At 35.7% G+C, this 12588-nt stretch carries 10 protein-coding genes and 1 pseudogene; 10 read left to right on the plus strand and 1 reads right to left on the minus strand.

Annotation, left to right across the window (positions count from 1 at the left end; all coding sequences use genetic code 11):
* The 4 genes and pseudogenes from QZV68_RS03915 to hisD form a co-directional block, all read left to right on the plus strand.
* Nucleotides 1-658, plus strand: a pseudogene (locus QZV68_RS03915) (hypothetical protein); the annotation flags it as partial.
* Nucleotides 636-1991, plus strand: a complete 1356-nt coding sequence (locus QZV68_RS03920) for a DUF11 domain-containing protein (protein WP_296878796.1) — start codon at nt 636-638, stop codon at nt 1989-1991. The pseudogene QZV68_RS03915 and the gene QZV68_RS03920, both read left to right, overlap by 23 nt.
* A gap of 281 nt (nt 1992-2272) precedes the next feature.
* Nucleotides 2273-3922 (plus strand): dihydroxy-acid dehydratase, encoded by a 1650-nt coding sequence (gene ilvD, locus QZV68_RS03925; protein ID WP_296878797.1) that lies wholly within the window; start codon nt 2273-2275, stop codon nt 3920-3922.
* Nucleotides 3923-3929: 7 nt separating this feature from the next.
* On the plus strand, nt 3930-5201 hold the full coding sequence (hisD, locus tag QZV68_RS03930; RefSeq protein WP_296878799.1) for a histidinol dehydrogenase: 1272 nt from the start codon (nt 3930-3932) through the stop codon (nt 5199-5201).
* Nucleotides 5202-5283: 82 nt separating this feature from the next.
* On the opposite strand, the gene QZV68_RS03935 is transcribed toward hisD, so the two are convergent.
* Nucleotides 5284-6111, minus strand: coding sequence for a YrzE family protein (locus QZV68_RS03935; RefSeq protein ID WP_296878801.1), 828 nt, complete (start codon nt 6109-6111; stop codon nt 5284-5286).
* Between the two features lie 120 nt (nt 6112-6231).
* Here QZV68_RS03935 and QZV68_RS03940 point away from each other — a divergent pair, with 120 nt between their 5' ends.
* From QZV68_RS03940 to QZV68_RS03965, 6 genes are all read left to right on the plus strand, one after another.
* On the plus strand, nt 6232-7410 hold the full coding sequence (locus QZV68_RS03940; RefSeq protein WP_296878803.1) for a hypothetical protein: 1179 nt from the start codon (nt 6232-6234) through the stop codon (nt 7408-7410).
* 199 nt (nt 7411-7609) lie between these two features.
* The gene (aspS, locus tag QZV68_RS03945) at nt 7610-8929 is read left to right on the plus strand and encodes an aspartate--tRNA(Asn) ligase (RefSeq protein ID WP_296878805.1); all 1320 of its coding nucleotides are present in this window, start codon (nt 7610-7612) and stop codon (nt 8927-8929) included.
* 20 nt (nt 8930-8949) lie between these two features.
* On the plus strand, nt 8950-10143 hold the full coding sequence (locus tag QZV68_RS03950; protein ID WP_296878807.1) for an aminoacetone oxidase family FAD-binding enzyme: 1194 nt from the start codon (nt 8950-8952) through the stop codon (nt 10141-10143).
* Nucleotides 10144-10223: 80 nt separating this feature from the next.
* A complete protein-coding gene (locus QZV68_RS03955) occupies nt 10224-10853 on the plus strand; it encodes a cobalt-precorrin-8 methylmutase (RefSeq protein WP_296878809.1) in 630 nt (209 codons plus the stop codon).
* A 12-nt stretch (nt 10854-10865) separates the two neighbouring features.
* Nucleotides 10866-12128: a glutamate-1-semialdehyde 2,1-aminomutase gene (hemL, locus tag QZV68_RS03960; protein ID WP_296878811.1), complete on the plus strand. Its 1263-nt coding sequence runs from the start codon at nt 10866-10868 to the stop codon at nt 12126-12128.
* 19 nt (nt 12129-12147) lie between these two features.
* Complete coding sequence (locus tag QZV68_RS03965) at nt 12148-12570, plus strand: signal peptidase I (RefSeq protein ID WP_296878813.1); 423 nt, start codon at nt 12148-12150, stop codon at nt 12568-12570.
* The last annotated feature ends 18 nt before the right edge of the window (nt 12571-12588 follow it).

Consider the following 12588-nt stretch of genomic DNA (forward strand, 5'->3'; position numbering starts at 1 on the left):
TATGGCTAACGGTGCTACTGCTGTTTTAAATATTAAAACTAGAATTTTGGTCACTGATGCTGTTATTACTAATGTTGCTAATGTTACTAGTGATACTCCTGATCTTGATTTAACTAACAATGAGGATAACGCTACTGTTGATATTGGTCATGAGGCTGATTTGGCCATCGTTAAGGTTGTATCAAATTCAACCCCTCACTTTGGTGATGTTATTACCTGGACTATTACTGTTACTAATAATGGTCCGGACAGGGCAATTGACGTTGTTGTTAATGATACCTTACCAAAAGGATTAGTTTATGTCAGTGATGACTCTAACGGAGCTTATGATAATGTCAAAGGAGTTTGGACTATCGGAACAATACAAAACAAGGCCAGTGTTACATTAAATATACTTACTCAAGTGAACATTACTAATGCGACAATTACTAATGTTGCTGTAGTTGACTCAGATACTCATGACCCGAATGAGACAAACAATAAGGACAATGATACAATCACTGTTGGAAATTATGCTGATTTGGGCATTGATAAAACTGTAAGTCCTCATTATCCAAAAGCGGGTGATGTTGTTACTTGGATTATTACTGTTACTAATAATGGTCCGGATACTGCGGTTAATGCTTTTGTTCGTGATGTTTTCTGTTTTAAATATTAAAACTAGAATTTTGGTCACTGATGCTGTTATTACTAATGTTGCTAATGTTACTAGTGATACTCCGGATCTTGATTTAACTAATAATGAGGATAACGCTACTGTTGATATTGGTCATGAGGCTGATTTGGCAATCGTTAAGGTTGTTTCCAATCCAAATCCTAGACCTGGTGAAATTATTACCTGGACTATTACTGTTACAAATAATGGTCCTGACAGGGCAATTGACGTTGCTGTTTATGATGTCTTGCCAAAAGGTTTAGAATTTATTGAATCTGATGGTGCTTTCTCTGATAATATGTGGTATATTGGTGTATTGGCTAATGGCGATACTGCGGTTTTAAATATTAAAACTAAAGTTTTAGTCAGTGATGCTGTTATTACTAACATTGCCAATGTTACTAGTGATACTCACGATAGTAATTTAACAAATAACGTGGGTAATGATACCATCGTCGTTCATCCTCAAGCAGACATTTCCATCGTTAAAGAAGCAAATACTGCTAAAGCTAATATTCATGATATAGTCGTTTGGACTATTACATTAACCAATAACGGTCCTGATGTAGCTGAAAATGTCGTTGTAAATGATAAATTACCTTCTGGATTAAAATTATTATTTGCAAGGGCAGATGTTGGCTCCTATGAGAATGGTGTTTGGAGTGTTGGTTCATTAAACAATGGTGAAGTTGTTACATTAAAATTGATTACTGAAGTTACAATTTTAAATGGAACTATTAAAAACATTGTTAATGCTGAAACTTCTTCTTATGACCCTAACAAAGACAATAATAACGATTCTGAAATTGTCACTGTTATTCAAATTGTTGATTTAGGGCTTAAGATTGATTCAAATAAACAGGTACTTAAAGTTGGAGATGAATTTATTTGGACTATTACTGTTATAAATTATGGTCCGAATGTTGCAATAAATACTGTTGTTACTTATTATGTGACTGGAGATGTTAAATTTATTAAATATGCGGCATCTAAAGGAACAGTAGACCCATCAAGGGGTATTTGGAAGATTGGTGATTTGGATATGGGAGAACAGGTTACATTGAAGCTTGTTTATAAAGCATTAGGTACTGGCATTGCACGTATCTATGCAAATACAAGTTGTGACCTTCCAGAAATAAGTATGGCCAATAACAACGACACATCTGTTGTTAAAATCATACCTAATGAAACCAATCCTAAAAACAAAACAGATATTGTAAAGAATGAATCCACTTCATCTTCAAATCCGTTAACTGTATACCAAACAGGTAATCCGATTGCACTTGTCATTTTGGCATTGCTGTCTGTAGTTTTTGTACGTTTAAAAAGGGAATAAAATTTTAACATATTTGTAAGTGGGAAATGAATTTTCCCATCTTTTCTTTTATTTTTTTCTACAAGCAAATTGCTTTTAGCTTTAATATAATTAAATTCTATCATTCAAATTGCTATTTTTTTAATCGAATTTTAAATATGTGATGACCATAATTTTTCTTCAGTTATTTTTAATCATATAATCTACATATAAATAATCAAATATTATATTTTTTCAATTCCAATATTATAAAAGATATTAGAAAGATATATACATATTGATTAAATTAATTGTGTGATTAAATGAAAAGTGATAGTGTTAAAAAAGGTATTCAAAGGGCTCCTCACAGATCCCTTTTAAGGGCTTGTGGGCTTGATGATGATGACTTTAAAAAACCGTTCATTGGAATAGCTAACAGCTTTACAGATATTGTGCCTGGCCACATTCATTTGAAAGAACTGGTCGAGTTTGTAAAAGACGGAATCATTGCCGCCGGAGGTATTCCATTTGAATTTGATACTATGGCGGTTTGTGACGGTATCAGTATGAACCATGAGGGAATGAAATATTCACTCCCTTCACGTGAAATCATTGCAGCAACCGTTGAAAGCATGACCAAAGGCCATGCATTTGACGGACTAGTATTGATTCCAAGCTGTGACAAAGTAGTTCCGGGAATGATAATGGGTGCCGCACGTGTGGATATTCCAAGTATTGTAGTTACTGGAGGTCCAATGCAATCCGGTGAATATAAAGGCAAACCTGCGGATCTGATCACTGTTTTCGAAGCTGTTGGTGCCTATTCTGCAGGAAAAATGTCTGAAGAAGAAGTATATGAGCTTGAAAAATGTGCATGTCCTGGAGCCGGAAGCTGCTCAGGTTTATTTACAGCAAACACCATGGCATGCCTTACCGAAACATTCGGTTTGTCCCTGCCGACCTGCGCTACAACTCATGCAAGAACAGAAGAAAACGACCAGATTGCATTTGAATCCGGAAAGCAAATCATCAAACTCGTCGAAGATGATATCAAACCTTCAGACATCCTGACTCAGGAAGCATTTAACAATGCGATTGCTGTAGATATGGCATTGGGTGGTTCTTCAAACACTGCCCTTCACATTCCCGCTATTGCCAGTGAAGTTGAAGGAGTAGATGTTGACTTGGAACTCTTCGATGAAATATCAAGAAAAGTGCCTCATATAGCATTGATTTCACCTGCCGGTGAAGACTCCATGATGGACCTGCACTTTGCCGGAGGAATTCAGGCTGTTTTAAAAACATTGGGAGATAAAATTGATACAGATCAATTGACAGTAACCGGAAAAACAATCAGGGAAAACCTTGAAACAGTTGAAAACAAAAACACTGATGTAATTCATACTTTGGATAATCCTGTACATGAAGATGGTGGAATTGCTATTTTAAAAGGTAATCTTGCCCCTAACGGAAGCGTAGTTAAAAAAGGTGCTGTTGCCGATAATCTGATGCATCTTAAAGGGCCTGCAAAAGTTTATGACTCCGAAGAGGAAGTGACAAAAGCCATATTTGACCATGAAATCACTGAAGGCGACATTGTTGTAATCAGATATGAAGGTCCAAAAGGAGGTCCCGGAATGCGTGAAATGTTAAATCCGACTTCCGCACTTGCAGGAATGAACATTAAGGATGTAGGTTTAATAACAGATGGAAGATTCTCAGGTGGAACAAGAGGGCCTTGTATTGGACATGTGTCTCCTGAAGCCAGAGAAAATGGACCGATAGCCGCTATACAAAATGGGGATATAATTGAAATCGACATTAACAACAGGCTGATTAATGTTGAACTTAGTGATGAAGAAATTGAAAAAAGATTAAGTGACCTTAAACACCCTCAAAGCGATGTATCCGGTTGGTTAGCTATATATCAAAAACTGGTTCACTCTGCAGATACTGGTGCTATTTTAAGGTAGTGTTAAAATGGAAATACTTAATTATTCAGAAATAGATTTAACAGAAACAATCAAAAGGTCAGAGGAAGATGTAAACAAGGTTTTAGACATCGTATCTGACATTTTGGACAATGTCAAAATTAATAAGGATGACGCTATTCGCCAGTATACAGAAAAGTTTGACGGGGTTACAATAGAAAATTTGAAAGTATCCAAAGATGAAATTGATGAGGCTTATGAAACATTGGATGAGTCTTTACTTGTTGCTTTAAAACAGGCAGCTTCAAATATCGAAAAATTTCATAAAAGACAAATTCCATCTGAATGGGAAATGGAAGTAAATCCCGGCATTGTTGCAGGCCAGATAGTAAGACCTATTAACTCTGCCGGATGTTATATACCTGGAGGCCGTGCAGCTTACCCTTCATCAATACTGATGACAGTGATTCCTGCAAAGATTGCCGGTGTCGAAAAGGTAGTCTGTGTAACTCCTCCTCAAAAGGATGGGAAGATTTTGGATGCGATTTTGGTGGCTGCGGATATTGCAGGTGCTGATGAAATCTATAAGGTCGGAGGTGCCCAGGCGATTGCAGGCCTTGCATTCGGTACAGAATCCATACCTCAAGTAGAAAAAATTGTAGGTCCCGGCAATATATTCGTTACAGCTGCAAAGAAATTGGTCTATGGTCAAGTAGATATTGAGTTTCCGGCAGGTCCCTCTGAAGTGCTTATATTGGCTGATGAAACTGCAAATCCGGAATTTTTGGCAACAGACATATTGGCTCAGGCAGAACATGATCCTAATGCATCCTGCTTTTTGGTGACTGATTCAAAGGATTTGGCTATTAAGACTGATGAATTTGTTGGAAAATTAACTGAAACTGCACCAAGGCGTGAAATCATAGAGGAATCCCTTGAAAAAAGTGGAAAAATCATTATCACTAACACAATTGAAGAGGCAATTCACGTTACAAATGAATACGCTCCCGAACATTTAATCATATCCACATCAGATGACGATGAAACATTATCACACATTAATAATGCAGGTTCTATCTTTTTAGGTGCTTATTCACCAGTTGCGGCAGGCGATTACGGTTCAGGCACAAACCATGTTCTTCCGACCGGTGGAGGAGCAAAAATGTATTCCGGTTTGTCAACTGAAGCATTCATTAAAAAGCCTACAGTTCAAAGGCTTACAAAAGAAGGTCTTAGGCAATTGTCCAAAACTTCAGTACCTATTGCTGAATATGAGGGATTCTTTGCCCATGCAAATTCATTCAAAACAAGATTAAAATAATGTTTATAAGTTAAAACCCTTATAAACCTTTTTTTTTATTTTCAATTTAATAAAAGTTAAAAAAATAGCTATTGGATAGCTATTAAAATACATTTTCCACGTCAATGCGGTTGACAATGTGTTTTCTGAAGGATTTTGATGAAACGATACCGATAATCAGTCCGAGTATTGTAAATATTATCGCAGGATATCCGAACAGCATTTCATAGCTGAAGGAGAATCCGTTTGCAACTTCCACGATAAAATTGCTTAGAAGACCTAAAACAAGTCCGGTAATGATTCCTAAAAGGCCACCGTTGATTATTTCTTTAAATGATCCGAATATTCCAACAGATATAATCAGGCTAATTATAAATCCGATAGGGTAATAATCTCCTTTTACATTTGCAAAAATGTAAGAAAATATCAGTGAGAGGAACACAGACAATATAATTGAAATTAAAGTACATATAATTAAGCTCTTAAAGTTTATTGTGTTTTTTATTCCTGCAAATGATTGTTTATCCACTTCTACGGACTTTCCGCATTCTGCACAGAATACTGTTTCATTATCAATTTCGCTGTTGCAGTATGGACAATATCTTTTTTCTGCAGTGTCTGTTTTTGTTTCGCTATCTTTAACCTCTTCAGTTTTTTCTGCAGTGTCTGTTTTTGTTTCAGCCTCTTTAACCTCTTCAGTTTTTTCTTCTTCCTGTGTACTTTCTTCTGTTTCTTCCGGGCTGTCTTCAGTTTGACTGTCGTCATCCGCTGAGTCATCAATTTTTGTACCACATTTTGGGCAAAAAACACTTTCTTCATCCAGTTCAGCATTACATTGCGGACAAACATTATCTTGTTCAATTTTAGCTCCGCAATTGGCACAATATGGATTATCATGTGCTTCTTTTCCACATTCTGGACATTTAACCATATTTTATAACACCTTTTTTTGTTTTAAAAATTTTGTTTTGTTACTATTTTATATATTTTTTATAGTATTTATATCATAAAAAACATACATTGTATACATAATAAGTTTAGGTGAAAGTTAATGAAAATTGATACTCATGTTTTATTTCTTATTTTAATTGTTGGTATCATTTCTGCCGGTGTGGTTGGCGCAAATGTGTTAAACAGTGACCAATCAATGAAACAAGAAGTATTTGATGGTATTAAGATTTCTGTACCTTCAGATTCTAATTTTGTTAAAACCGGGGATGGCGTTTATAAGGATAGCAAATATGGCGTTACCCTTCACACATTTAAGAATAATGACTCAATGATTAAATTTTTGAAAAATACAAAAAATTCAAAAGTGGTTCCGGTTGAAAATCAACCGCCACAGTCTGTAGCATTTAAAAAAGGAGACACAATAAACATATTGGTAACTAATGGTCAAGAAGGAGTTGCTGTAGGTTCTAAAGATGGTGAACTCACTACTAAAATAGCAAACAATGTTGTATTCAGTGACAATCATAAATCACAAAAACCTGCTCCTATTATAAATATTGTTTCACCAAAAATGGACATGCATAAGGATTTCAATTTAATCATGCCTCTTATAGGTGACGTGAATACCAATATATTTAATTTAGCCCTTGTTGAAAATGCTCTTGTACTTGTAGTTGATAATCATAATGAAAACCTTGAACAGTCCATGTTCAATAATATTGAAATTGTATCTGATGATTCCTCTTCAGACGCTTCAACAGGCAATGCAGAAGATCATTCCGATTCAAACGGAGTCATAATTACTGATGATAATGAAACTTCAGCGGACGGTCAAAATACCACTACTTCATCCGGTGATGATTTGGCTGATGAAGTATCCACAAAATTGTTGGATGACAGCTCTTCCAGTAACAGCGCTCCAAGTTCAGCAGAAAGTAGTTCCGCTAGTTCAAGCCCTGTATCTTCAAGTTCTAGCCAGCCTGCTTCTTCAAGTTCACCAAGCAGTTCAGTAGCTGCTCCTAGTTCAAGTTCATCAAGTCCATCTTCAAGTCCATCTTCTTCAAGCTCATCATCTTCTAAACTTTCATTTGATGAGTGTAAAAATCTTGTAGACCAGTACTTAATGAATTTAAATGGTATGAAAATTGACAGGCATGAACAATCTGGAGACACTTATATCTTCTATATTGTGGACAGCACCCATAATGATATGAGTGCAGGTACAATTACTGTAGATGCTACTACAGGTCAATTGGACAATACTCACTTCAATAAATAATAATTTTTTATTATTATTTCTTTTTTTATTTTTTAAATCTTATTAGTTATAAGTTATAACTTTTTTTTAGTTCAAAATATTTTTTCAGGCAGTTTTTTTCCTATTTTACATACGTTTATTAAACATTAAAACCAAAGTAAAATCATAATGAAAATTTATCATTATTATTAATTTTTTTAAAAACCTCGAGGTGAATAATTTGCAAGGTTTATTAAACGATTGGAGAAGAACTAATTACGCTAACCAATGCCAGCCTGATATTGCAGGCGAAGACGTTACTATCATGGGTTGGGTTCATGAAATCCGTGATTTCGGTGGAATCATGTTTGTAATCATCCGTGATGTAACTGGCAGAGTTCAAGTAACTGCTCCAAGTAAAAAAGTAGGCGAAGAAATATTAGAAGAATTAAGAGAACTTAGAAAAGAGTCCGTTGTAGCTATTAAAGGTACTGTTCAAGAAGCAGGAAAAGCACCAAATGGTGTTGAAGTTTTACCAAAAGAAATCAAATTATTAAACTTAGCTAACCAGCCTTTACCAATGGATCCTACTGAAAAGGTTAAAGCAGGAATTGATACAAGATTGGATTCAAGATTTTTGGATATAAGAAAGGATAATGTTTCTGCAATATTTAAAATTAAAGGTCAAATGTTCCATACTATCAGAGATTTCTTCTATGATAATGGATTTTATGAAATTAACACTCCTAAACTTGTAGCTTCAGCTACTGAAGGAGGAACAGAATTATTCCCAATCACTTACTTTGAAAAAGAAGCATTCCTCGGTCAATCCCCTCAATTGTACAAACAAATGATGATGGCATCTGGAATGGATAAAGTATTTGAAATAGGTCAAATTTTCAGGGCAGAAGAGCATGATACCCTAAGACACTTAAACGAAGCGGTTTCTATCGATGCTGAAGCTTCATTCGCTGACGATGAAGACGTAATGAAAATCCTAAACGACATGATTATTCAGGTATTGAAAGATGTCAATGAAAACTGCGCTTCCGAATTGGAGATTTTAGGCCATGAATTAGAGGTTCCTAGTGGAGATTTCCCTCATGTAACCTATGATGAAGCTGTTGATATTGTAAACTCCAAAGATGTTGAAATGGAATGGGGAGAAGATTTATCCCGTGAAGCCGAAAAAGTATTGGGTGACACCATGGGTGGATTCTATTTCTTAACCAGATGGCCTTCTGAAATCAAGCCGTTTTACGTAATGCCTGTTGAAGGTGAAGAGCAATATTCCCATGCTTTCGACTTGATGTATAACAACTTGGAGTTATCTTCCGGTGCAACTCGTGTTCACCAATATGATTTACTCGTAAAACAAATTGAAGAAAGAGGATTAAACCCTGCTGGATTTGGAAGCTATCTCAAAGCGTTCGAATACGGTATGCCTCCTCACGCAGGTTGGGGTGTAGGTGCTGACAGGTTAACCATGGTGCTTACAGGATCTGAAAACATCCGTGAATGTGTACTCTTCCCAAGAGACAGACACAGATTAACCCCTTAAATTTTCTTTTTTTGATTAGAATGAAAGAATATGACATAGCTGTTATTGGAGGAGGACCTGCCGGAATGATGGCTGCAATTGCGGCCGGGCAAAATTCCTCCAGCGTAATATTGCTTGAAAAGAATCCGTCATTGGGGCGCAAGCTCCTGCTGACCGGCGGAGGAAGATGCAATATCACCAACAATAAGTCAATAAAACAGCTATTAGATTCTTTTAACAATAAAAATTTCCTCAAACACTCTTTTTATACATTTACAAATGAAGATTTATTTTCACTGTTTGACTTTGAGTTTATCCAAGAGGAGGATAATCGGGTTTTTCCCAAAAGTGAAAAGTCCAGAGATGTATTGGAAGGACTCATTAAAAAGTTGGAAAATGTAGTTATAAGTTATAACTTTGAAGTAAAAACCATTACTGAGGACTTTATTATTAATGATAAGATAAAGGTAAATAGGATTATAATTGCTACCGGTGGCATAACTTATCCTCAGACAGGCTGCAGCATAAAAAATTACTCATTAACTTCACAGCCATTGACAGACATTAAATATGGGCTTTCACCATTAATTACTGAAATGGATTTGTCAGATATTGCCGGAGTGACTCTAAGCGATGTTGTTATAAGTTATAAGAAAAGCAAAGTTAGGGGAAACGTGCTGTTTTCACATGTCGGTCTGACCGGTCCGGGAATTATAAATTTAAGCAATGAAATATCCGAAAGTATAAGTTATAACCTATTGGAAAATGAACCTGATGTTGATTTGGAGATAGCTATTGATTTATGCCCAGAATACACTCGCGAAGCTCTTTTGGATAGGTTCACATCAGACTTTCAATCCAAGGGAAAGACAATGATTAAGAATTATCTGAAATTGTTTTTGACAAACAGTTTTGTGGCTTTCTTTTTATCACAAGTAGATATTGACCCTGAAATCCAATTGTCCAAAATTAATAAGAAAAGCAAAAACAGGCTGATTGAGAATTTGAAACGCTTCACTTTTAAAGTCATAGGATTCAATGACAATCTGGCCAAAGTAACTGTTGGCGGTGTTGATTTGAAATATATCAATCCGAAGACAATGGAATCAACTATAACACCAGGTCTTTATTTTGCTGGGGAAGTTTTGGATGTGCATGGTCCGACAGGAGGCTATAACTTAAAAATTGCTTTTTCTACAGGTTATTTGGCAGGTCTGTCGGCCAGTGAAAAATAGTTTTGACTTTTTACTCTATTTTTAAAATTTATCTTGAATAAACAAAATGTTTAACATATATTTAATTCAAAAATTATAATATGACAGACAAAATGTTCATGGGTGCATCAACTAAACAAGGTATGGATATTGCTACAAAAAGTAGGGAAATTATCCGTGGCCTTATTGGAGATGATGTAAAAGACTTAAATCCTGCTGAAAGGGACATTGTTGAGAGAATTGTTCATTCAACTGCCGATCCTGAATATGCAAAACTTGTACATATGAGTTCAGATTTTGTGGATGTGGCTATGGCTTCTTTAAGGAATAATGAAACTATTCTAACCGATATCAATATGGTTAAGTATGGCATTACACAATACCCTGGAGAAGTGGAGTGCTATATTAAAAATGAAGAAGTAAAGCAAATTGCAAAACAGGAACAAATCACAAGGGCAGCCGCTGCAATTAGATATGCGGCGCAAAATGATTTTGAAGGCATTGTTGTGTCAGGCAATGCTCCGACAGCTGTTTTTGAAGCTATGGATTTATATCAAAAATGTGAAATGAATGTTAAGGCTATTGTCGGAGTTCCTGTAGGTTTTGTAGGTGCTGCCGATTCCAAAGAAGCTTTAAAGAATTCAAATATTCCAAATATTGTAGTTGAAGGCCCTAAAGGCGGTACACCTATTGCTGTAGCATGTGTAAATTCCTTAATTCAACATTTATGAAGGTGAATTAAAATGTTTTCTGAAGAATTATTCAATGAATCTAAAAATTACTTTCCAGGTGGAGTGAATTCTCCAGTGCGTGCTTTTAAACCATATCCTTTCTTTGTAAAAAGTGCAGGTGGTTCTAAAATAACTGATGTTGATGAAAATACATACATTGATTATTGTTTGGCATATGGTCCTTTGATTTTAGGCCATGCCAATCCGAAAGTCGTAAGGGAAGTTTCAAATCAATTGACTATCGGAAGCGCTTATGGTGCTCCTACTGAAAATGAGATTAAACTTGCAAAAGAAGTGGTTTCCAGAATTCCTTCAGCTGAAATGGTGAGATTTTGTAACAGCGGAACCGAAGCCACAATGAGTGCAATAAGGCTTGCAAGAGGATTTACAGGTAGGGATAAAATCGTTAAATTTGAAGGGGCGTATCACGGTGCACATGACTATGTTTTAGTTAAGGGCGGATCCGGTGCTGCAACCTTGCCTGACTCTCCGGGCATTCCTACTGACACTACTAAAAATACTTTGTCTGTTCCATTCAATGATGAGGAAGCCTTAACTGAACTGATTGAAAAAGAAGGAGAAAACATTGCCTGTATTATAATGGAAATAGTTATGGGCAATATTGGATGCATTGAACCAAAACCAGGATTTTTGGAATTTATTAGAAAAATAACTGAAGAAAATGGTATTGTATTGATATTTGATGAAGTGATTACCGGTTTCAGGGCTTCAAAAGGTGGAGCTCAGGAATATTATGGAGTTACTCCGGATCTGACTACACTGGGTAAGATTGTTGGAGGAGGACTTCCAATGGGTGCATTCTGTGGTAAAAGAGAAATAATGGAATTGATTGCTCCTAGCGGACCGGTTTATCAGGCAGGAACATTTTCTGGAAATCCTATTTCAGTTCAGGCGGGAATTTCTACCATGTCTCAGTTGGATGACAAGTTTTATAAGGATTTGGAAAGCAAAGGAAATTTCCTTAGAAGCGAAATAAGAGCAACAGTTGAAGAAAGAGGATTGGAAATTCAACCTGTTGGTTTGGCTTCAATGTTACAAATTTATTTCAATGAAAATGAAGTTTATAACTACGAAGATGCTAAAAAATCAGACAGTGACAGATTTTTAGTATACTTTAGAGAATTATTAAAAGAAGGTGTTTTCATACCTCCTAGCCAATTTGAATGCAATTTTATTTCAAGTGCACACAGTATGGAGGATTTGGAAAAGACTTCTCAAGCTATTGACAATGCCTTAAGAGTGGCATTCAAATAAATGATAAAAAGGTGTTATTGTGACAGATTGGAAAGAGATTGCATCATATGCTGTTATATTGATTATAGTTTTGATAGCTGCACAGCATTTGAATGTAGTTGTTTCAGGAAGTATGGAACCTGCATTTTACAGGGGAGATATTGTAATGGTTGAAAAGGCCAATTTTCTGGGTATCCAAGAATTCAACGTAAATGATATCCAAAAAGGGGATGTTGTTGTTTATGATGCAAAATGGTTTAATCAACCGGTAATTCATAGAGTTATTGATATTGTGGATATTAATGGAACTACGATGTATCTGATTAAGGGTGACAACAATAATGCTCCCGATCCGTATTATGTTTCACCAAGCCAAATCCAGTCTAAAGTTGTAAAAATTGGTGATAATCTGGTTGTAATTCCAAAAGTCGGTTATCTTTCCCTTTGGTTGAGGGGTTTATGATTATTATAAGGTGAGTTA

The organism is uncultured Methanobrevibacter sp. (assembly GCF_902801725.1).
Classification (GTDB): domain Archaea; phylum Methanobacteriota; class Methanobacteria; order Methanobacteriales; family Methanobacteriaceae; genus Methanocatella.